Raw genomic sequence first — 21952 nt, forward strand, 5'->3', positions numbered from 1 at the left:
AGCTTCATGAACATGCGCAGCAGCTGGCTCAAGGAAGCCGGCCAGACCCGCGAGGACACCCGCCTCACCCAGATCGGCGCCACCACCCCCGCCAACACGGTGGATGTGCTCTCGGGCGTCCTGCCCGGTTCGTACGAAGGCATACACCGGCTGTCCGGGCTCTGGCTGTCGCGCAAGGACGCCATGACGGGCACGCTGCACGGCGGGCGTGCCGTGATCCAGGGCCCGGGCGCCCAGGGCGTCTACCCGGTGGCCCTGAACTCCCCCATCGACCTGTCCTTCGCCGCCGGTGACGCCCAGTTCGGCCGGATCGACCTGGTCGTCATCCGGATCTACGACGGCCTGTACGACGCCTCCAACCGCTACGACGCCGTCGCCGAGATCATCCAGGGCGTCCCCGGCCAGGCCCCGGCGCCGCCGGCTGCACCCGCCGCCAGCCTTCCGCTGTTCGAGGTGCTCGTGCCCGCCGGCGCCAGCGCGGGCAACGACGGCGTCGCTTGGGCCACCGGGGTCAAGGACCGGCGCACCACGGTGGTGGCGGTCGGCGGCATCCGGCCGGCCACGGGCGAGGAGCGTCAGGGCGCGTACCCCGGTCAGTACCAGGACTCGGCCGACGGAACCCTCCAGCGCTGGAACGACAAGAAGGAGTGGGTCTCCTACCCGCGGGCGATCGGCGGCATCGCGCCCGCCGGCGCCATCACCGTCGGCAGCTACGTCGGCCAGTACCGGGACACCCCGGGCGGGGTGCTCCAGCGCTGGAACGGCACGGTGTGGCAGCCGGCGGCGCCGTACCCGGCGTACGTCGAGAACCGGGACGGCGGAACCACCACGTCCCTCACGTACACCCCCACCCTCGCGGGCCGGCCCCCGACTCCGCTCACGATCACCTTCACCGCGCCCCCCTCCGGCAAGGTGCTGCTCGCCTACGGGAACTCCGCGATGATCGAACGGAACGGCACCGGCCAGCAGTTCACCAGCGTGCGCGTCACCCAGGGCGCCACCCTCGTCCAGGACGCCACCGACGAGTTCGCCGCCAAGGCGGCCGGCGGCTACCACACGTCGGTCTCCACCCAACTGCTCCTGGGCAACCTCCAGCCGGGGGCCGCGTACACCGTCACGGCCGTGCACCGCGTCAAGGACGCCACCCAGCCCGGCTGGTTCGACCACGTCTTCATCCGCGTCGACGCCATGGCGTGAGGCCCCCATGTCACTGAACACCCCCTATCGGGCGATCTTCGCCGATCTGCTCACCGACCAGACCATCGACATCCTGCCGCTGCGGGACGTCCAGATCGACGACTACATCGGGAAGCCCGGCTCCCTGTCGGGCACGGTGCCGATCCCGGACGCCACCATCGCCGAGCGGGTGCACCGCGTCGAGGAGGGCCGCACCGCGGTCTACCTGGAGCGCGGCGGCGACCTGTGGTGGGGCGGCATCATCTGGACCAGCACGCTCCAGAGCAGCGAACGGGGCGTGCTGACCCTCGGCATCCAGGCGGCCACCTTCGACTCGTACCCGGCCCGGCGCCGGATCCGCAAGGACATGCCGTTCACCGACGCCGACCAGCTCCAGGTGGCCCGCACCCTGTGGCGGGAGCTCCAGTCGAGCCGCGGCGGGGACATCAAGGTCCGCTACGGCGACGAGTCGGCGCACCCGCCGCAGCTCGTCACCACCGCCTGGCGGGACGGCGACGAGACCCTGTACTCCGAAGCGCTCGACCAACTCGCCGCGCTCTCGGGCGGGTTGGAGTACTACGTCGCCGTGTACCGGGACCCGGCCACCGGCGAGCGGGTGCGCCAGCTCCGGCTCGGCGCCCCGCGGCTGCGCACCGGCAGCACCGACATCCTGCTGGACCGGCCGGGGACGATCCTGTCGTACTCCTTCCCGCGCGACGCGACCCGCGGCGGCACCACGTCCCGGGCCCGCGGCGCCTCGGTCAACAGCAACCAGGCGGCGGAGTCCCGCCCGCTGATCTCCCAGGAGGAGGAGGCCGGCGACCTGCTCGACGGCGGCTGGCCGCGGGTGGACCTCTCGTCGGACCACAACGAGGTCAGCGACCCGGCCGCGCTGGCGTCGCTGGCCGTGTCCACCCTGGCGCAGGCCCGCGGCGCCGTGGTCGTCCCGGAGATCACGATCCGGCTCGGCGGGGTCGTCCCGCCGGCGCTGCTCGGCCGCTCCGCGCGCATCCGGATCACCGACGAGTGGCATCCGCAGGGGCTCGACGCCCGTTACCGGATCATCGGCGTGAAGGTACGGCCCCCGGAGCGCGGTCGCGCCGATACCGCCGAGCTCTATCTGGAGGAGTCCTGATGCCCCAGCTCCCCGAGGACATCATCGACCAGATCAACGCGATGAAGCGCCGGCTGCACGTGCTGTCCCGGGCGGTCCACAGCCGCCCGGCGCTCAACCGGATCAGCGGTGGCGCGGTGGAGATCGTCAACGGCGGCTCGCTGACCGTGCGGGCCTCCGACGGCCAGCCCGTGTTCCAGGTGAGCGACGCCGGGCTGGCCCGGCCCTGGCTCGCGCTGCTGGCACCGCAGGACGTCCGCACCACCAGCTGGCCCCAGACGGCCTCCGCCGTGTGGACCACGGTCAGCCAGAGCGTGAACCCGATCTGGCAGCCGCGGATGCGCCTCCAGCTCTCGACCCGGGCCTCGTCCGGGGCCACCGGGCAGATACGGGTGCTGATCGACGGGGTGCAGTGGGGGCCCGTGGTCGCCGCCGGCCAGACCTTCGACCACACGGGCGCGGTCGCCACCAGCCTGCCCGCCGCCTTCGGCACCACGATGAAGGTGGAGGTCCAGGGCCAGGTCACCAGCGCCACGGGCACCGTGTACGCCCAGACCCTCGCCGTCTACGGAACCCAGAACTAACCCTGTTCGATACGTGCCCCGCGCCCCCGTGCCCCCGCGGCCGGGGCCGGGGCCGTTCCCCTTCCTGGAGGCCCCACCATGGCCACCCCGCTGACCGCCGACCGCCTCGTCGCCGCACTGCGCGCCGAGGGCGTCACCGTCGTCGAACGCTCCGGCTGGCGCACCCACAACCGCAACCACACCGGCGCCTGGGGACCGGTGCACGGCGTGATGATCCACCACACCGTCACCTCCGGCACCACGGCGTCCGTCGACCTCTGCTTCCGCGGCCACGCCGACCTCCCGGGCCCCCTGTGCCACGCCGTCATCGCCAAGGACGGCACCGTCCACCTCGTCGGCAACGGCCGCGCCAACCACGCCGGCGGCGGCGACCCCGACGTCCTGCGGGCCGTCGCCGACGAGCGCTACGGCACCCGCCCGCCCGCCACCGACCACCACCAGGGCAGCCCCGGCGCCGTCGACGGCAACGCCCGCTTCTACGGTTTCGAGTGCGTCAACCGCGGCGACGGCAAGGACCCCTGGCCCGCCGCCCAACTCGACGCCATCGAACGCGCCTCCACCGCCCTGTGCCGGGCCCACGGCTGGAGCGCCAAGAGCGTCATCGGCCATCTGGAGTGGTCCAACCGCAAGGTCGACCCGCGCGGCTTCACCATGCCCGACCTGCGCGAACGCATCGCCCGCCGACTCGCGGGCAAGCCGTCGGCGCCCAAGCCGTCCCCCGGCAAACCGAAGCCGCCCACCGCGACCGAACCCCCCGCCGCCCCGCAGCACGCCACCTTCCCCGGCGCGGACTTCTTCGCCAAGGCCCCCCGCTCCGCCCTGATCACCGCGATGGGCCGACGCCTGGTCGCCGAGGGCTGCTCCGCGTACGCCGTCGGCCCCGGCCCCCAGTGGTCGGACGCCGACCGCCGCTCCTACGCCAAGTGGCAGCACAAGCTCGGCTACCGCGGCGCCGACGCCGACGGCTGGCCCGGCAAGAAGAGCTGGGACGCCCTCAAGGTCCCCCGCACCTCCTGACCGCCCCGCCCCCGCCCCGCCCACGAAAGGAGCTCCCGTGTCCGAAGCCGCCAGGAGGACCGCCCGTACGGTCCTGCAGAGCGCCGTCGGCATCGCCGTCGTCCTCCCCGCGATCGTGGACGCCTCCGGGCTGCCCGCCACCCTGCCCTGGGTGGCCGGCGCACTCGCCGTCGCCGGCGCCCTGACCAGGGTCATGGCCCTCGACGGCGTACAGCGCCTGCTGCCGCCCTGGCTCCGCAGCGAGCCGACGCACGCAGCCGTGCCCGTATCCACCGCTCCGCAAGACCCGGGAGTCGCCGATGACCGACTCTGAACACCAGCACGACCCGATCGCCGTCGCCGTCGAGCTGGAACGCATGCGCGGCACCCTCGAAGCCGGCTTCGCCCGGGTCGACGGCGCACTCGCCCTGCTGGTCCAGCGCAGCGACCAGACCGACAAGCAGCTCGCCGACATGGAGTCCCGACTGGACTCCCTGGAGCGTGCCCGCTGGCCGCTGGCGAGCATCGCCGCCCTGACCGCGAGCGCCGGAGTGTTCCTCGCCGTCTGGGAGATGTCCGGGCGCTGACCCGTACGCAGGCACGCCGAAGGGCGGTCACCCCGCATCGGGATGACCGCCCTTCGTCAGACGCTACGCCGCGTCACTCACTGGTTGTACGGACCGTAGTCGTAGTCCTCCAGCGGAACGGCCTGGCCGGAGCCGGTGCCGAACGGCGAGTAGTCGATGTCGTCGTAGCCGACGGCCGAGTACATCGCGGCCTTGGCCTCCTCGGTGGGCTCCACCCGGATGTTGCGGTAGCGGGACAGACCCGTACCGGCCGGGATGAGCTTACCGATGATGACGTTCTCCTTGAGGCCGATCAGGGAGTCCGACTTGGCGTTGATCGCCGCGTCGGTCAGGACCCTGGTCGTCTCCTGGAAGGACGCCGCCGACAGCCACGACTCGGTGGCCAGCGACGCCTTGGTGATGCCCATCAGCTGCGGACGGCCGGAGGCGGGGTGACCGCCCTCGGTGACCACGCGACGGTTCTCGGTCTCGAACTTCGACCGCTCGACCAGCTCGCCCGGCAGCAGCTCCGCGTCGCCGGACTCGATGATCGTCACCCGGCGCAGCATCTGCCGGATGATGATCTCGATGTGCTTGTCGTGGATCGACACGCCCTGCGAGTTGTAGACCTTCTGGACCTCGCCGACCAGGTGGACCTGGACGGCGCGCTGGCCGAGGATGCGCAGCACGTCGTGCGGGTTGACCGCACCGAAGGTCAGCGGCTGGCCGACCTCGACGTGGTCGCCCTCGCGCACCAGGACCTTGGCTCGCTTCGAGATCGGGAACGGCGTCTCGTCGCTGCCGTCGTCCGGGGTGACGACGAGCTTCTTCGTCTTCTCGGTCTCCTCGATCCGGACGCGGCCGGACGCCTCGGAGATCGGCGCGACGCCCTTGGGCGTACGGGCCTCGAAGAGCTCGACGACACGCGGCAGACCCTGGGTGATGTCGTCACCGGCCACACCACCGGTGTGGAAGGTACGCATCGTCAGCTGGGTGCCGGGCTCACCGATGGACTGGGCGGCGATGATGCCGACCGCCTCGCCGATGTCGACCAGCTTGCCGGTGGCGAGCGAGCGACCGTAGCAGAAGGCACAGGTGCCGACCGCGGACTCGCAGGTCAGGACCGAGCGGGTCTTGACCTCCTCCACGCCCGCGCCGACCAGCGCGTCGATGAGCACGTCACCGAGGTCGACGTTGGCGGGCGCGATGACCTTGCCGTCGACGACGACGTCCTCGGCGAGCATCCGCGCGTACACGGACGTCTCGACGTTCTCCGCCTTGCGCAGGACGCCGTCGGCGCCGCGCTCGGCGATCCCCAGCTTGAGGCCGCGGTCGGTGCCGCAGTCCTCTTCGCGGATGATGACGTCCTGCGAGACGTCCACCAGACGACGGGTCAGGTAACCCGAGTCGGCGGTCCGCAGGGCGGTGTCCGCCAGACCCTTACGGGCACCGTGCGTGGCGATGAAGTACTCCAGCACGGACAGGCCCTCGCGGAAGGATGCCTTGATCGGCCGCGGGATCGTCTCGTTCTTGGCGTTGGACACCAGACCACGCATACCGGCGATCTGACGCATCTGCATCATGTTTCCACGAGCACCCGAGTGCACCATCATGTAGATGGGGTTGGTCTTCGGGAAGTTCGCGTTCATCGCCTCGGCGACCTCGTTGGTCGCGCGGGTCCAGTTGTCGATCAGCTCGTTCGTGCGCTCCTGCTTGGTGATCAGGCCGCGCTCGTACTGCTTCTGGATCTTCTCGTCCTTGGCCTCGTAGGCCGCGACGATCTCCTTCTTCGCACCTGGGACGACGACGTCCGAGATGGCGACGGTGACGCCGGACCGGGTGGCCCAGTAGAAGCCGGCCGCCTTCAGGTTGTCGAGCGTCGCCGCCACGATGACCTTCGGGTAGCGCTCGGCGAGGTCGTTGACGATCTCGGAGAGCTGCTTCTTGCCGACGGTGTAGTCGACGAAGGGGTAGTCCTCGGGCAGCAGCTCGTTGAAGAGCGCACGGCCCAGGGTGGTGTTCAGCCGGAAGCTGTCGCCCTGCTGCCAGCTGCCGCCGATGCCGTCGGCGCCGGCCTCCTCGTCGACCGGCGGGGTCCAGCCGCGCGGCGGGATGGTGCCCACCGGGAAGCGGATGTCCACCTTGGCCTGCAGGGAGAGCTCACGGGCGTCGAACGCCATGATCGCCTCGGCGGTGGAGCCGAAGGACCGGCCCTCGCCGCGCACCTCGCGCTCTTCCTCGTCGGTGGTGAGGAAGAAGAGTCCGAGCACCATGTCCTGGGTGGGCATGGTGACGGGACGGCCGTCGGCCGGCTTGAGGATGTTGTTCGAGGACAGCATCAGGATGCGGGCCTCGGCCTGCGCCTCCGCGGAGAGCGGCAGGTGGACGGCCATCTGGTCACCGTCGAAGTCCGCGTTGAACGCGGTGCACACGAGCGGGTGGATCTGGATGGCCTTGCCCTCGACGAGCTGCGGCTCGAACGCCTGGATGCCGAGGCGGTGCAGCGTGGGGGCACGGTTCAGCAGCACCGGGTGCTCGGCGATGACCTCTTCGAGGACGTCGTACACCACGGTGCGACCGCGCTCCACCATGCGCTTGGCGGACTTGATGTTCTGCGCGTGGTTCAGGTCGACCAGGCGCTTCATCACGAACGGCTTGAAGAGCTCCAGCGCCATGGCCTTGGGCAGACCGCACTGGTGCAGCTTGAGCTGCGGGCCGACGACGATGACGGAACGCGCCGAGTAGTCGACTCGCTTGCCGAGCAGGTTCTGACGGAAACGACCCTGCTTGCCCTTGAGCATGTCGCTGAGGGACTTCAGCGGACGGTTGCCGGGGCCGGTGACCGGACGACCGCGACGGCCGTTGTCGAACAGCGCGTCGACGGCCTCCTGGAGCATCCGCTTCTCGTTGTTCACGATGATCTCGGGGGCCCCGAGGTCCAGCAGGCGCTTCAGTCGGTTGTTGCGGTTGATGACCCGGCGGTACAGGTCGTTGAGGTCGGAGGTCGCGAAGCGGCCACCGTCCAGCTGCACCATCGGACGCAGGTCCGGCGGGATGACCGGCACGCAGTCCAGCACCATGCCCTTGGGGCTGTTGCTGGTCTGCAGGAAGGCGGAGACGACCTTGAGGCGCTTGAGCGCACGGGTCTTCTTCTGGCCCTTGCCGGTGCGGATGATCTCGCGGAGGCGCTCGGCCTCCTCGTTGAGGTCGAAGGACTCCAGGCGCTTCTGCAGCGCGGCGGCGCCCATCGAGCCGTCGAAGTACGTGCCGAAGCGGTCGCGCAGCTCGCGGTAGAGCAGCTCGTCGCCCTCCAGGTCCTGGACCTTGAGGTTCTTGAAGCGGTTCCACACCTCGTCGAGGCGGTCGACCTCGCGCTGCGCGCGGTCGCGCAGCTGCTTCATCTCGCGCTCGGCGCCTTCGCGCACCTTGCGGCGCACGTCGGCCTTGGCGCCCTCGGCCTCCAGCTCGGCCAGGTCGCCTTCCAGCTTCTTGGCGCGGGCCTCGACGTCGGCGTCCCGGCGGTTCTCGATCTGCTGGCGCTCGACGGAGACGTGGGCCTCCAGCGACGGCAGGTCGCGGGTGCGGCGCTCCTCGTCCACGAACGTGATCATGTACGCGGCGAAGTAGATGACCTTCTCCAGGTCCTTCGGCGCGAGGTCCAGCAGGTAGCCCAGGCGCGAGGGAACGCCCTTGAAGTACCAGATGTGGGTGACGGGGGCGGCCAGCTCGATGTGGCCCATCCGCTCGCGGCGCACCTTGGCGCGGGTGACCTCGACGCCACAGCGCTCACAGATGATGCCCTTGAAGCGGACGCGCTTGTACTTGCCGCAGTAGCACTCCCAGTCCCGGGTCGGACCGAAGATCTTCTCGCAGAAGAGTCCGTCCTTTTCGGGCTTGAGCGTGCGGTAGTTGATCGTCTCGGGCTTCTTGACCTCGCCGTGCGACCACTGGCGAATGTCGTCAGCGGTGGCCAGGCCGATCCGAAGCTCGTCGAAGAAGTTGACGTCGAGCACTATGCGTCAATCCCTCTCAGGGTTGTGTCTCTCAGTGGTCTGTACGGAGTCCTTGGGTGGCGGCCGGGGCCCTGGCGGGGGCCCCGGCCAGACCCGTCAGACCTCTTCGACGCTGCTCGGCTCGCGCCGGGACAGGTCGATGCCGAGCTCTTCCGCAGCGCGGAAGACGTCCTCGTCGGTGTCGCGCATCTCGATGGACATGCCGTCCGAGGACAGCACCTCCACGTTGAGGCACAGGGACTGCATCTCCTTGATGAGCACCTTGAAGGACTCGGGGATGCCGGGCTCGGGGATGTTCTCGCCCTTGACGATGGCCTCGTACACCTTCACGCGGCCGGTGACGTCGTCGGACTTGATGGTCAGCAGTTCCTGGAGGGCGTACGCGGCGCCGTAAGCCTCCAGCGCCCACACCTCCATCTCACCGAAGCGCTGGCCACCGAACTGGGCCTTACCACCCAGCGGCTGCTGGGTGATCATCGAGTACGGACCGGTCGAGCGGGCGTGCAGCTTGTCGTCGACCAGGTGGTGGAGCTTCAGGATGTACATGTACCCGACCGAGATCGGGTCCGGGAACGGCTCGCCGGAGCGGCCGTCGTACATCCGGGCCTTGCCGGACGGCAGGACCATGCGGTCGCCGTCGCGGTTGGGCACGGTGGCCTCGAAGAGACCGGCGATCTCGTCCTCGCGGGCGCCGTCGAAGACCGGGGTGGCGACGTTGGTGCCGGGCTGGACCTCGTCCGCGCCGATCGTCTTCAGCCGCTCCATCCACTCCTCGTTGCCCTCGACCTTCCAGCCCTGGCTGGCGAGCCAGCCGAGGTGGATCTCCAGGACCTGTCCCGGGTTCATTCGGGACGGGACGCCGAGCGGGTTGAGGATGATGTCGACCGGGGTGCCGTCCTCCATGAACGGCATGTCCTCGATCGGCAGGATCTTGGAAATGACGCCCTTGTTGCCGTGGCGGCCGGCGAGCTTGTCACCGTCGGTGATCTTGCGCTTCTGCGCCACGTACACCCGGACGAGCTGGTTGACGCCGGGCGGAAGCTCGTCGCCCTCCTCGCGGTCGAAGACGCGCACGCCGATGATCTTGCCGGTCTCGCCGTGCGGCACCTTCAGGGAGGTGTCGCGGACCTCGCGGGCCTTCTCGCCGAAGATCGCGCGGAGCAGGCGCTCCTCCGGAGTCAGCTCGGTCTCGCCCTTCGGGGTGACCTTGCCGACCAGGATGTCGCCGGCGATGACCTCGGCGCCGATGCGGATGATGCCGCGCTCGTCGAGGTCGGCCAGGACCTCCTCGGAGACGTTCGGGATGTCCCGGGTGATCTCCTCGGGGCCCAGCTTGGTGTCGCGGGCGTCGACCTCGTGCTCCTCGATGTGGATCGAGGAGAGGACGTCGTCCTGGACGAGGCGCTGCGACAGGATGATCGCGTCCTCGTAGTTGTGGCCCTCCCACGGCATGAACGCCACGAGGAGGTTCTTGCCGAGCGCCATCTCGCCGTTCTCGGTGGCGGGACCGTCGGCGAGGACCTGGCCCTCGACGACGCGGTCGCCCTCGACGACGATGACCTTCTGGTTGACCGAGGTGCCCTGGTTGGAGCGGGAGAACTTGGCCACCCGGTAGGTGGTGTAGGTGCCGTCGTCGTTGCCGACGGTGATGTAGTCCGCGGAGACCTCCTGGACCACACCGTCCTTCTCGGCCTTGATGACGTCACCGGCGTCGACCGCGCAGCGGTACTCCATGCCGGTGCCGACCAGCGGCGCCTCGGCCGTGATCAGCGGAACGGCCTGACGCATCATGTTCGCGCCCATGAGGGCACGGTTGGCGTCGTCGTGCTCCAGGAACGGGATCATGGCGGTCGCGACCGACACCATCTGGCGCGGCGAGACGTCCATGTAGTCGACCTCGGTCGGGGCGACGTAGTCGACCTCGCCGCCGCGACGGCGGACCAGCACCCGGGCCTCGGTGAAGCGCAGGTCGTCGTTGAGCGTGGCGTTGGCCTGCGCGATGACGAAGCGGTCCTCCTCGTCGGCGGTCAGGTAGTCCACCTCGTCGGTGACCTGGCCGTCGACGACCTTGCGGTACGGCGTCTCGATGAAGCCGAAGGCGTTGATCCGGCCGTAGGAGGCCAGCGAGCCGATCAGACCGATGTTCGGGCCTTCCGGCGTCTCGATCGGGCACATCCGGCCGTAGTGCGAGGGGTGCACGTCACGGACCTCGAAGCCGGCCCGCTCACGGGAGAGACCACCGGGGCCGAGGGCGTTGAGACGACGCTTGTGCGTCAGGCCCGACAGCGGGTTGTGGTGGTCCATGAACTGCGAGAGCTGGCTGGTGCCGAAGAACTCCTTGATGGAGGCGACGACCGGCCGGATGTTGATCAGGGTCTGCGGCGTGATCGCCTCGACGTCCTGGGTGGTCATGCGCTCGCGCACGACGCGCTCCATACGGGCGAGACCCGTACGGACCTGGTTCTGGATCAGCTCGCCGACGTTGCGGATGCGGCGGTTGCCGAAGTGGTCGATGTCGTCGGTCTCGACCATGATCGAGCGACCGGACGCACCGACGGTCTCGGTCTCACCGGCGTGCAGCTTCACCAGGTACTTGATGGTGGCGATGACGTCGTCGGTGGTGAGCACGCCGGCGTCCAGCGGCTCGTCCGCGCCGAGCTTCTTGTTGACCTTGTAGCGGCCGACCTTCGCGAGGTCGTAGCGCTTGGGGTTGAAGTAGAGGTTCTCCAGCAGCGTCTGCGCGGCCTCGCGGGTCGGCGGCTCGCCCGGACGCAGCTTGCGGTAGATGTCGAGCAGCGCGTCGTCCTGGCCCTGGGTGTGGTCCTTCTCCAGGGTGGCGCGCATGGACTCGTACTCGCCGAACTCCTGCAGGATCTGCTCGGTCGTCCAGCCGAGCGCCTTGAGCAGGACGGTCACGGACTGCTTGCGCTTGCGGTCGATGCGGACGCCGACCATGTCGCGCTTGTCGATCTCCATCTCCAGCCAGGCACCCCGGGACGGGATGATCTTGGCGGTGAAGATGTCCTTGTCGGACGTCTTGTCGATGGAGGAGTCGAAGTAGACGCCCGGGGAGCGGACCAGTTGGGACACCACGACACGCTCGGTGCCGTTGATGACGAAGGTGCCCTTGTTGGTCATCAGCGGGAAGTCACCCATGAAGACCGTCTGCGACTTGATCTCGCCGGTCTCGTTGTTGGTGAACTCCGCCGTGACGAAGAGCGGAGCGGCGTAGGTGAAGTCGCGCTCCTTGCACTCGTCGATCGAGTTCTTCGGAGGCTCGAAGCGGTGGTCGCGGAAGGTCAGCGACATGGACCCGCTGAAGTCCTCGATCGGGGAGATCTCCTCGAAGATCTCCTCCAGACCGGACTTGGTCGGGACGTCCTGTCCGCTGTCCAAAGCCGCCTCGACGCGAGCCTTCCACGCGGCATTGCCGAGCAGCCAGTCGAAGCTCTCGGTCTGGAGCGCGAGGAGGTTCGGAACCTCAAGGGGCTCTTTGATCTTTGCAAAGGAGATGCGCAGCGGGGCGGTGCTGGCGCCGTTGTTCGTATTCGCGGTCGAGGCGTTGCGCGAGGCGGCCAAGAGGGGGTCCTTCCGAGGGCTCGGACTCACTACGCGCGTACCGGTCCCGTACCGGCACGGGGGAGAAATCCCAGGTCAGGGATGGCTCTGGCCCACTGTGCTCAGACGGGGAATGCCCCTGGTGACGGGCAGGAGGCAGTTAACAGGCAGCGCAAAGGGTCAGTGTAGCCACTTGGCCCACTGATGTCCAGTGCGGGCTTTTCGAGACCCTCGCTGCCCTCGTTGTTCTCAACTCCGCGTCACCCTCGCGCCCGGGAGGCGCACATCGATACTGCCCACTCGGTCGCCGATCCATGCCTCGGATCCGGATCGGCGTGACCACGCGTCCTGAGAATTGCGCGCTGCGTGCGGTTCGTCAAGGCCCCCTGTTCGGGACCCGCCACCGTCGCCGTCACTGACCGGGTACCCCCAGGGACTCAGTGCGGTTACCCGGAAGGCGGGGCGCACGGAGATGATCACCATACTCCCCGCGCCGCCCGGCGCAAGGCAGCACGGCCCGGCGTCGACACGACAGAAGGGCGACCACCCGGATGGGTGATCGCCCTTCGGCACTGTCCCGTTACGTCGCTAAGCAGCTTCGATCACGAGACGAGCCTCACAGGACCCGGCACGGCCGGGTGCCCGCTACGGCGCCGTGACGCAATGCGATTACTTGACCTCGACGGAGGCGCCGGCGCCCTTGAGGGCCTCGGCGGCCTTCTCGGCGGCGTCCTTCGCGACCTTCTCCAGGACCGGCTTCGGGGTGCCGTCCACCAGGTCCTTGGCCTCCTTCAGGCCGAGGGAGGTCAGCTCGCGCACGACCTTGATGACCTGGATCTTCTTGTCGCCAGCGCCGGTGAGGATGACGTCGAACTCGTCCTGCTCCTCGACCGCGGCGGCCTCGCCGCCGGCAGCGCCACCCGCGACGACGACCGGCGCGGCAGCGGCGGCGGTGACGTCGAACTTCTCCTCGAAGGCCTTCACGAACGCGGAGAGCTCGATGAGGGTCATGTCCTCGAACTGCGCAAGCAGGTCGTCCTGGCTGAGCTTCGCCATGGTAGGCGTCCTTCCACTAATTCGGCTGGTGCCGGATGTACATGTAGGCGGGCGTACGTGCGGCCCGCTGCGACCGTCGCGTCAGGCGGCGGTCAATGCGCGAGCCGAGTTACTCGGCACCGCCCTGCTCGTCGCGCTGGGCACGGAGCGCGTCCACGGTGCGGACGAGCTTCGAGGGAAGCGCCTGGAAGAGCGAGGCAGCCTGGGACTGCTTGCCCTTCATGGCGCCCGCCAGCTTGGCGAGCAGAACCTCGCGGGACTCAAGGTCCGCGAGCTTCTTGATCTCATCGGCGGACAGCGCCTTGCCGTCAAGGACACCGCCCTTGATGATCAGGTTCGGGTTGTCCTTGGCGAAGTCACGAAGACCCTTAGCCGACTCCACCGGGTCACCGGTGATGAAGGCAACCGCCGTCGGACCGTTGAACAGGTCGTCGAGCGAGGAGATCCCGGCCTCGTTGGCCGCAATCTTGGTCAGCGTGTTCTTCACCACGGCGTACTGGGCGTTCTCACCGAGCGAACGGCGCAGCTGCTTGAGCTGAGCCACGGTGAGACCCCGGTACTCGGTCAGCACGGCGGCGTTCGAGCCGCGGAACTGGTCCGCCAGCTCGGCTACCGCGGCAGCCTTGTCGGGCCTAGCCATGAGCGTCGGCCTCCTTCCGGGTGATGAGGACCGCGCGGACCCGAAGGAGGGAGACTGGGCAAAACGAAACGCCCCGGCGCAGGCGCACGGGGCGTAGCTCGACCGGACGGAGTCCGGGAGCGTATCCACTGTCACCTGCGCAGGTCGTCCGCTGCTAGCGGATCCTTCGGCCGCCGCACCCTCTTGCGAGCACGCGGCAACGACCAGCGGTCTTTGGCTTCTGTGGCAGCGTACGTGAGGGGCGGCGACAGAGGCAAATCGCCTCCGGGGCCGCCCCGCGGCACGCCGCGGTCCGGGGCGTCTCCCCCGGACCGCAGGGACTCCTCGCGCCGCACAGGACGCCCTCAGGGCCCGGGAAGGCACGGCGGGGCCCGCGGGGCGGGCAGCGGCGACGGAGCCCCCGGCTCAGCCGTTCAGGCTCTCCAGCGTCTTGTCGACGTCGGCGAGGTCCTTGTCCACCTGGTTCAGCTGCTTGTCGACGTCCTTCATCGCCTGCGCGAAGTCCACGACGTCCTTGGCCGGCGGGGCCTCGACCTGCGCGGCGGCGCCGTACTCCGAGTACTTCGCGGAGATGGTGACCGGGCCCGCCTTGGAGGCCATGGCGATGTCCATCTTCACCGGGTAGCCGTCCCCGTTCACCCAGACCTGGGTGTCGTACGAGGTGATGCCGGCCTCCTTGACCGCCTTGATCATCTCGGCGCGGTCGGCCTTGCTGAGGACCAGGGAGTCGTTCTTGTTCACCATCTCTTCGACGCTGATCGAGCCCTTGTAGTGCTCGGTGTCGACGCCGTCGACCTTCGCGGAGCCGACGTGCTTGATGTCCTTGGACTCCAGGAGTACGGCCAGGGACTCGGCCGGGCTCTGGTTCATGTCGTCCAGGTTGCCGGTGAGCTGCTTCTCCAGCGCCTTGTTGCCGGACCCCTCGGCGATGGCCTTGAGGTCCATCTTCATCCAGCGCTTGCCGCCGAACATCTCGGCGACCTCGGCACCCGCGGCGCCCACGTCCGTGTACAGGACGCCGTCCACCCAGACCGTGCGGACCTCCGCCGGGCCGCCGAGCGCCGCGGCGCCGCTGGACGTCACCTTCACGTCCATCACCGTGGGGTCCCAGCCCATGACGCCGGACATGGTGGTCGACCCGCCGCCCTCGATGGCTTCCGGCGCCTTGATCTCCATGGTGACCTTGGCGGACTTCGCCTCGGTCGTCTTCTTGAAGGCGGCCGTGAGGACCTTCGTGACCTCGCCGCCGGACTGCGGCTTGCCCTCGGAGCTCGCGCCCTTCTTCCCGTCGCCGTCGCCACCGCTCTGGCAGGCGGTCACGCCCAGCACGACGGCCGCAGCCGTCGCCGCCAGGCCGGCCCGCTTCCACGAGGACTTGCTCATGACCCACCCCATTTGCTTGCTTTACGAACTCTTGAACGGTATCTCACGGCTCTGACACCGCCCCACCGGATATCGGACCCGCCGTCGCACCCCCGAACGAAACGAACCGGCCCCCACACCCCGCGAGGGGCGTGAGGGCCGGTTCCAGCCTGCGTGGACCGCGGCTGCCGTCGGATCAGACGGCCGCCGGGTCCTCCTCGACGAGGAGGTTGCGGGTGCGGTTGGCGTCCAGCGGGATGCCGGGGCCCATGGTGGTGGTCAGGGTCGCCTTCTTGACGTAGCGGCCCTTCGCGGCGGACGGCTTCAGACGGAGGATCTCCTCCAGCGCCGCGGCGTAGTTCTCCACCAGCTTGGTCTCGTCGAAGGAGACCTTGCCGATGATGAAGTGCAGGTTCGCGTGCTTGTCGACACGGAACTCGATCTTGCCGCCCTTGATGTCGGTGACGGCCTTGGCGACGTCGGGGGTGACGGTGCCGGTCTTCGGGTTCGGCATCAGACCACGCGGACCGAGCACTCGGCCGAGACGGCCGACCTTGCCCATGAGGTCCGGGGTGGCGACGACGGCGTCGAAGTCCAGACGGCCCTTCGTCACCTCGTCGATCAGCTCGTCGGCGCCGACGATGTCGGCGCCCGCGGCACGCGCGGCCTCGGCACGGTCACCGGTCGCGAAGACCAGGACCCGGGCGGTCTTGCCGGTGCCGTGCGGAAGGTTCACGGTGCCACGGACCATCTGGTCCGCCTTGCGCGGGTCGACGCCCAGACGCAGGGCGACCTCGACGGTGCCGTCGAACTTGGAGGACGCGGTGTCCTTGGCGAGACGGACGGCCTCGAGCGGGGCGTACTGACGCTCCCGGTCGATCTTGGCGTCCGCAGCGCGGAGATTCTTGCTGCGCTTCACTTCTGCTCCTGGTGTGTTTCAGGTGTGGAGTCGTGGTCCGGGCCAGCGCCTGGCCCTACCACTCAAGGTCAAGAGGGGTTGAATCAGCCCACTGCATCTTTTGCTCGGGCTTCCTCACTCACTCGCTCCGCGGACGACCTCGTACCTCGGTCGGCCACTACGCGAGCTCGATCGTCAGCCCTCGACGGTCACGCCCATCGAACGCGCAGTACCCGCGATGATCTTCTCCGCGGCGTCCAGGTCGTTCGCGTTCAGGTCGGGCATCTTCGTCGTGGCGATCTCGCGGACCTGCTCGCGCGTCAGCTTCGCGACCTTGGTCTTGTGCGGCTCGCCGGAGCCCTTGTCCACGCCCGCGGCCTTGAGGATCAGCTTGGCGGCCGGCGGAGTCTTGGTGATGAAGGTGAAGGAACGGTCCTCGTAGACCGTGATCTCCACCGGCACGACCATGCCGCGCTGCGACTCGGTCGCAGCGTTGTAGGCCTTGCAGAACTCCATGATGTTGACGCCGTGCTGACCCAGGGCCGGGCCCACCGGCGGAGCCGGGTTGGCCGCGCCGGCCTGGATCTGGAGCTTGATAAGCCCCGTGACCTTCTTCTTCTTGGGAGGCATTGCTCTCTCCGGGTCCTAGTGAGAGTTTCCAGCACCCCACCCGATCATCCGGATGGAGGCATACCGCACAACGATAACGGGTATGGCTGCACGGTTAAAAACCGACAGGTCAGAACAGCCACAGGGGCCGTTCTGACCTGGTCGGAAGCGAGTGTCAGTTCTTCTGGATCTGGTCGAAGCTCAGCTCGACCGGGGTCTCGCGGCCGAAGATCTCGACGAGGCCCTTGACCTTCTTCGAGTCGGCGTTGATCTCGTTGATCGTGGCCTGCAGCGTGGCGAACGGACCGTCCGTGACCGTGACGGAGTCGCCGACCTCGAAGTCCAGCACCTGGACCTCGACCTTACGGGCCGGCGCCGGCTCGCCCTTGGCCTCAGCGGCCTCGCGCGCCGCCTTCTCCTCCGCCTCCGGGGCGAGCATCTTGACGATCTCGTCCAGGGTCAGCGGGTACGGGTCGTAGGCGTTGCCCACGAAGCCGGTGACGCCGGGCGTGTTGCGCACGACGCCCCACGACTCGTTCGTCAGGTCCATCCGGACCAGGACGTAGCCGGGAAGCTTGTTCTGGCGGACGTTCTTGCGCTCGCCGTTCTTGATCTGGACGATCTCTTCCTCGGGCACTTCGGCCTGGTAGATGAACTCCTCGACGTTCAGCGAAACGGCGCGCTGCTCCAGGTTCGCCTTCACGCGCTTCTCGTACCCGGCGTAGGTGTGGATGACGTACCACTCGCCGGGGAGGGTGCGCAGCTCCTCGCGGAGCGCGGCGATCGGGTCGACCGGCTCCTCGGCCTCGACCTCAGCCTCGACGTCCTCAGCGACCTCGGCGTCCTCAGCGTCCTCGGTGAGCACCTGGGCCTCGCCGGCGGAGTCCACCTCGATGTGCAGAGCCGCCTCCTCGGCCGGCTCGCCGGCGGCGGCGTCCGCAGCCTCCGCCTCGTCCGGGTCGACGGCGTCCGCAGCCTCAACGACGTCGAGCTCGTCCTCGGTGGACTCCACGGACTGCACGTTCTCGCCGTCCGGCTCAACGGCCTCGTTCAGGTTCGGGTCAGACACGGTGGCTGCTTCTTCCTCGATACAGATGGGTGGAACATGCAAAAAGGGCGCCGCACCGATACTCCCGGCCGACGCCACTCCTCGCGGGAGGGATCAGCCGAAGACGTACCCGACGGCTTCCTTGAACCCATAGTCAATCACGGTCACCAGACCGATCATGATGACGACGAAGATGATCACGACGGTGGTGTACGTCGTCAGCTGGCTGCGCGTGGGCCAGACGACCTTGCGGAGCTCGGCCACGATCTGCCGGTAGAAGAGCGCGAGACGCCCGAAGGGGCCCTTCTTTCCGCGCTTGCCGCCCTTGCGGGGCTTGTCCCGGGACGACTTGTCCTCGGCATCAGGCGTGTCGATGGAGCCCACGGCATCCGTCACTTTCGTTCACCTGATTCCCGGGTCGTGGCCGTGCCGCGCCCGGTCGAGCCGCACGGCGGTTCAATGAATGTACGTACATGCGCACACATCCTGGCGGTGGTGTGTGTAGCAGGGCCGGAGGGACTTGAACCCCCAACCGCTGGTTTTGGAGACCAGTGCTCTACCAATTGAGCTACGACCCTTTGTGGCGTCCCCAACCTACAGCATCCGGAACTGGTCCGAAGATGCGGTCGGTGAGGGCCAACGACCAGTGAGTGTACGTGGTCGAGGCGCTGACGTCGAACAGAAAGCTCCCGAGCGGGTCTTGGGCTGGCGCCGGAGGGCCGTCCGCGGGGGCGGCGTACGCGCCCGCGCCCAAGCGGTGAAACACGTGTGCCGCCCCGGTTTGCCGTCTGGGACGATGGATCGTATGAGCGCTGTCAACCCATCCGCCGAGCGCCGGGTCTCCGCCCGCGTCGGCGCGATCTCCGAGTCCGCGACCCTCGCCGTCGACGCCAAGGCGAAGGCCCTCAAGGCCGCCGGGCGCCCGGTGATCGGCTTCGGTGCGGGCGAGCCCGACTTCCCGACCCCCGACTACATCGTCGAAGCCGCGGTCGAGGCGTGCCGGACGCCGAAGTACCACCGCTACACGCCCGCCGGGGGCCTGCCCGAGCTGAAGAAGGCGATCGCCGAGAAGACGCAGCGCGACTCCGGGTACGCGGTCGACCCGGCCCAGGTCCTGGTGACCAACGGCGGCAAGCAGGCGATCTACGAGGCGTTCGCCGCGATCCTCGACCCGGGTGACGAGGTCATCGTCCCGGCGCCGTACTGGACCACCTACCCGGAGTCGATCCGGCTCGCCGGCGGCGTCCCGGTCGAGGTGGTGGCCGACGAGACGACCGGTTACCGGGTCTCCGTAGAGCAGTTGGAGGCGGCCCGCACCGAGCGGACCAAGGTCGTGCTCTTCGTCTCGCCGTCCAACCCCACCGGCGCGGTCTACAGCCGCGAGGACACCGAGGCGATCGGCCGCTGGGCCGTCGAGCACGGCCTGTGGGTGCTGACGGACGAGATCTACGAGCACCTGGTCTACGGCGACGCGGTCTTCACCTCGCTGCCGGCCGTCGTCCCGGAACTGCGGGACAAGTGCATCGTGGTCAACGGCGTGGCGAAGACGTACGCGATGACGGGCTGGCGCGTGGGGTGGATCGTCGGCCCGAAGGACGTCGTGAAGGCCGCGACGAACCTCCAGTCGCACGCCACGTCGAACGTCTCCAACGTCTCCCAGGTCGCCGCGCTGACCGCGGTCTCGGGCGACCTGGACGCCGTGGCCGAGATGCGGACCGCCTTCGACCGCCGCCGTCGCACGATCGTGCGGATGCTGAACGAGATCGACGGCGTCCTGTGCCCGGAGCCGGAGGGCGCGTTCTACGCGTACCCCTCGGTGAAGGCGCTGCTCGGCAAGGAGATCCGCGGCAAGCGTCCGCAGACCTCCGTGGAGCTGGCCGCGCTGATCCTGGACGAGGTCGAGGTCGCGGTCGTCCCGGGTGAGGCGTTCGGCACACCCGGCTATCTGCGGCTGTCGTACGCGCTCGGCGACGACGACCTGGTGGAGGGCGTGTCGCGGATCCAGAAGCTGCTGGCCGAGGCGCGGGACTGAGCTCCCCCATGGCTGGAAGTACGGCTCCGGCCGACCGGAACGGCCCCCGTCGCCCCATGGCGCCGGGGGCCGTTTCTTCGTTCGGGCAAGCGCCCGATCAGGGAAAACGGCTTCCCGGCACCGGTGTGGTGCGGCAAGATCCGAGGATGGAACGCGTACGTGACGTCAGCCGGCTGCCCAAGGCCCATCTGCACCTGCACTTCACGGGCTCCATGCGGCCCGGCACCCTGCTGGAACTGGCCGAAAAGTACGGCGTCCACCTGCCCGACGCGCTGACCAGCGGCGAGCCGCCCAAACTGCGGGCCACCGACGAGCGCGGCTGGTTCCGCTTCCAACGGCTGTACGACATCGCCCGGTCCTGTCTGCGGGCCCCCGAGGACATCCAGCGGCTGGTGCGCGAGGCCGCCGAGGAGGACGTCCGGGACGGCTCCGGCTGGCTGGAGATACAGGTCGACCCCACCTCGTACGCCCCGATGCTGGGCGGCCTGATCCCGGCGTTGGAGGTCATCTTGGACGCGGTGGAGCGGGCGAGCCGCGACACCGGGCTCGGGATGCGCGTCCTGGTGGCGGCGAACCGGATGAAGCACCCGCTGGAGGCGCGCACCCTGGCGCGGCTCGCGGTGCGCTACCGGGACCGCGGGATCGTCGGTTTCGGTCTCTCCAACGACGAGCGGCGCGGCATGGCCCGGGACTTCGACCGGGCGTTCGCGATCGCGCGCGACGGCGGGCTGCTCGCGGCCCCGCACGGCGGCGAGCTGACCGGCCCGTCCTCGGTGCGCGACTGCCTGGACGACCTGCACGCCTCCCGCGTCGGCCACGGCGTGCGCGCGGCCGAGGACCCGCGGCTGCTGCGGCAGCTGGCGGAGCGCGGGGTGACGTGCGAGGTGTGTCCGTCGTCGAACGTGGCGCTGGGCGTGTACGAGACGCCGGGGGACGTACCGCTGCGGACGCTGTACGAGGCGGGCGTCCCGATGGCGCTGGGCGCGGACGACCCTCTGCTCTTCGGCTCGCGGCTGGCCGCGCAGTACACGTTGGCGCGGCGGCACCACGGCTTCACGGACGGGGAGTTGGCGGAGCTGGCGCGCCAGTCGATCCGCGGGTCGGCGGCGCCGGAGGACGTGCGGAAGAAGCTGCTGGTGGGCGTGGACGAGTGGCTGGCCTCGGAGCCCACGGAGCCCGCGGGCTCCTGAGCCCCGGGCTCCTGTGCTCGTCGTCAGTCAGAGCGAGACGCCGACGGTGACCGGTTCGTTGACCAGGGTCACTCCGAACGCGCTCTCCACGCCCGCCACCACCTCGCGGGCGAGGGCGAGCAGGTCCTCGGTGGTGGCCTCGCCTCGGTTGGTCAGGGCGAGGGTGTGCTTGGTGGAGATGCGGGCCGGGCCGCTGCCGTACCCCTTGGTGAAGCCGGCCTTGTCGATCAGCCAGGCCGCGGAGGTCTTGGTGCGGCCGTCGCCGGCCGGGTAGGCGGGCGGGACGGCGCCGGCGCCGAGGCGGTCACGGACCCGGCCGAGGAACGTCCCGTACGCGTCGGCGTCGAGGATCGGGTTGGTGAAGAAGGACCCGGCCGACCAGGTGTCGTGGTCGTCGGGGTCCAGGACCATGCCCTTTCCGGCGCGCAGCGCGAGGACGGTGCGGCGGACCGCGTCCAGCTCCGCCCGCTCGCCGGGCTCGATCCCGAGGACGCGGGCCGTCTCCGCGTACTTGATCGGCGCGGACAGCCCGTCGGCGTCCTCCAGGTCGAAGCGGACGCGCAGGACGACGTAGCGGTCCGGGTGCTCCTTGAAGACGCTGTGCCGGTAGGTGAAGGCGCAGTCGGCGTTGGTCAGCGTCACGGTCTCGCGCCGGCGGCGGTCGTAGGCGACGACCTCGGTGACGGTGGCGGAGACCTCCTGGCCGTACGCCCCCACGTTCTGGATGGGCGTGGCGCCGGCGGAGCCGGGGATGCCCACCAGGCACTCGACGCCGGCGAGGCCCGCGGCGACGGTCCGGGCGACCGCGTCCGTCCACACTTCGCCGGCGGCGAGCTCCAGGCGGGTGCCGGTCAGCTCGAAGCCGGTGGTGGCGATGCGCAGGGCGGTGCCGTCGAACCCCTTGTCCCCGATGACCAGGTTGCTGCCGCCGCCGACGATCAGCAGCGGGGTGCCGGTGTCGTCCGCCCGGCGCACCGCGGCGACCACCTCGTCGTCGGTGGTCGCCGTGATCAGGCGGCGGGCGGGGCCGCCGAGCCGGAAGGTGGTCAGGGGGGCGAGGGGCGCGTCGTGAAGTTCGTGCACGGGCACAAGGGTACGAAACGACGGCCC

18 protein-coding genes and 1 tRNA gene are annotated in these 21952 nt (G+C 69.3%); 8 read left to right on the plus strand and 11 right to left on the minus strand.

What is annotated here, in order from left to right:
• Positions 1-6 precede the first annotated feature (6 nt).
• From ABZ842_RS02595 to ABZ842_RS02620, 6 genes are all read left to right on the plus strand, one after another.
• Positions 7-1197: a hypothetical protein gene (locus tag ABZ842_RS02595; protein WP_361530385.1), complete on the plus strand. Its 1191-nt coding sequence runs from the start codon at positions 7-9 to the stop codon at positions 1195-1197.
• A gap of 7 nt (positions 1198-1204) precedes the next feature.
• Positions 1205-2311, plus strand: coding sequence for a hypothetical protein (locus ABZ842_RS02600; protein WP_361530388.1), 1107 nt, complete (start codon positions 1205-1207; stop codon positions 2309-2311).
• Complete coding sequence (locus ABZ842_RS02605) at positions 2311-2874, plus strand: hypothetical protein (RefSeq protein ID WP_361530391.1); 564 nt, start codon at positions 2311-2313, stop codon at positions 2872-2874. The genes ABZ842_RS02600 and ABZ842_RS02605 overlap by 1 nt, the downstream gene beginning before the upstream one ends.
• Before the next feature lie 78 nt (positions 2875-2952).
• A complete protein-coding gene (locus tag ABZ842_RS02610) occupies positions 2953-3891 on the plus strand; it encodes a peptidoglycan-binding protein (protein WP_361530394.1) in 939 nt (312 codons plus the stop codon).
• Between the two features lie 37 nt (positions 3892-3928).
• Positions 3929-4204, plus strand: a complete 276-nt coding sequence (locus tag ABZ842_RS02615; protein WP_361530397.1) for a hypothetical protein — start codon at positions 3929-3931, stop codon at positions 4202-4204.
• Entirely contained in the window at positions 4191-4457 is a 267-nt protein-coding gene (locus ABZ842_RS02620) for a hypothetical protein (protein WP_361530400.1), read from the plus strand. Before ABZ842_RS02615 ends, ABZ842_RS02620 begins: the two co-directional genes overlap by 14 nt.
• A 77-nt stretch (positions 4458-4534) precedes the next feature.
• On the opposite strand, the gene ABZ842_RS02625 is transcribed toward ABZ842_RS02620, so the two are convergent.
• The 10 genes from ABZ842_RS02625 to ABZ842_RS02670 all read right to left on the minus strand — a co-directional run bounded on the left by ABZ842_RS02625 (position 4535) and on the right by ABZ842_RS02670 (position 18198).
• Positions 4535-8449 (minus strand): DNA-directed RNA polymerase subunit beta', encoded by a 3915-nt coding sequence (locus tag ABZ842_RS02625; RefSeq protein ID WP_361530403.1) that lies wholly within the window; start codon positions 8447-8449, stop codon positions 4535-4537.
• A gap of 96 nt (positions 8450-8545) precedes the next feature.
• The gene (gene rpoB, locus ABZ842_RS02630) at positions 8546-12028 is read right to left on the minus strand and encodes a DNA-directed RNA polymerase subunit beta (protein ID WP_361530406.1); all 3483 of its coding nucleotides are present in this window, start codon (positions 12026-12028) and stop codon (positions 8546-8548) included.
• A gap of 648 nt (positions 12029-12676) precedes the next feature.
• Positions 12677-13063: a 50S ribosomal protein L7/L12 gene (gene rplL / locus ABZ842_RS02635; RefSeq protein WP_361530409.1), complete on the minus strand. Its 387-nt coding sequence runs from the start codon at positions 13061-13063 to the stop codon at positions 12677-12679.
• Positions 13064-13172: 109 nt separating this feature from the next.
• The gene (gene rplJ / locus ABZ842_RS02640) at positions 13173-13703 is read right to left on the minus strand and encodes a 50S ribosomal protein L10 (protein WP_361530412.1); all 531 of its coding nucleotides are present in this window, start codon (positions 13701-13703) and stop codon (positions 13173-13175) included.
• Between the two features lie 405 nt (positions 13704-14108).
• Entirely contained in the window at positions 14109-15086 is a 978-nt protein-coding gene (locus ABZ842_RS02645; RefSeq protein WP_361530415.1) for a hypothetical protein, read from the minus strand.
• 175 nt (positions 15087-15261) lie between these two features.
• The gene (gene rplA, locus ABZ842_RS02650; RefSeq protein WP_361530418.1) at positions 15262-15984 is read right to left on the minus strand and encodes a 50S ribosomal protein L1; all 723 of its coding nucleotides are present in this window, start codon (positions 15982-15984) and stop codon (positions 15262-15264) included.
• 174 nt (positions 15985-16158) lie between these two features.
• A complete protein-coding gene (gene rplK, locus ABZ842_RS02655; RefSeq protein ID WP_361530421.1) occupies positions 16159-16593 on the minus strand; it encodes a 50S ribosomal protein L11 in 435 nt (144 codons plus the stop codon).
• A 154-nt stretch (positions 16594-16747) separates the two neighbouring features.
• Positions 16748-17641, minus strand: a complete 894-nt coding sequence (nusG, locus tag ABZ842_RS02660) for a transcription termination/antitermination protein NusG (RefSeq protein WP_361530424.1) — start codon at positions 17639-17641, stop codon at positions 16748-16750.
• 93 nt (positions 17642-17734) lie between these two features.
• On the minus strand, positions 17735-18016 hold the full coding sequence (secE, locus tag ABZ842_RS02665; protein WP_361530427.1) for a preprotein translocase subunit SecE: 282 nt from the start codon (positions 18014-18016) through the stop codon (positions 17735-17737).
• Positions 18017-18125: 109 nt separating this feature from the next.
• Positions 18126-18198, minus strand: a tRNA-Trp gene (locus ABZ842_RS02670).
• A 227-nt stretch (positions 18199-18425) separates the two neighbouring features.
• On the opposite strand from ABZ842_RS02670, the gene ABZ842_RS02675 reads away from it, so the two are divergent.
• Together ABZ842_RS02675 and ABZ842_RS02680 are read left to right on the plus strand one after the other, a co-directional pair.
• Positions 18426-19652, plus strand: coding sequence for a pyridoxal phosphate-dependent aminotransferase (locus tag ABZ842_RS02675; protein ID WP_361530430.1), 1227 nt, complete (start codon positions 18426-18428; stop codon positions 19650-19652).
• Between the two features lie 146 nt (positions 19653-19798).
• Complete coding sequence (locus ABZ842_RS02680) at positions 19799-20842, plus strand: adenosine deaminase (protein WP_361530433.1); 1044 nt, start codon at positions 19799-19801, stop codon at positions 20840-20842.
• 27 nt (positions 20843-20869) lie between these two features.
• Here the strand turns inward: ABZ842_RS02680 and ABZ842_RS02685 are convergent, their stop codons facing one another.
• The gene (locus ABZ842_RS02685; protein WP_361530435.1) at positions 20870-21925 is read right to left on the minus strand and encodes a UDP-N-acetylmuramate dehydrogenase; all 1056 of its coding nucleotides are present in this window, start codon (positions 21923-21925) and stop codon (positions 20870-20872) included.
• Positions 21926-21952: the final 27 nt, after the last annotated feature.

Origin of the sequence: Streptomyces sp. NPDC047315 (genome assembly GCF_040643215.1) — a bacterium.
Taxonomy (GTDB): Bacteria; Actinomycetota; Actinomycetes; order Streptomycetales; family Streptomycetaceae; genus Streptomyces.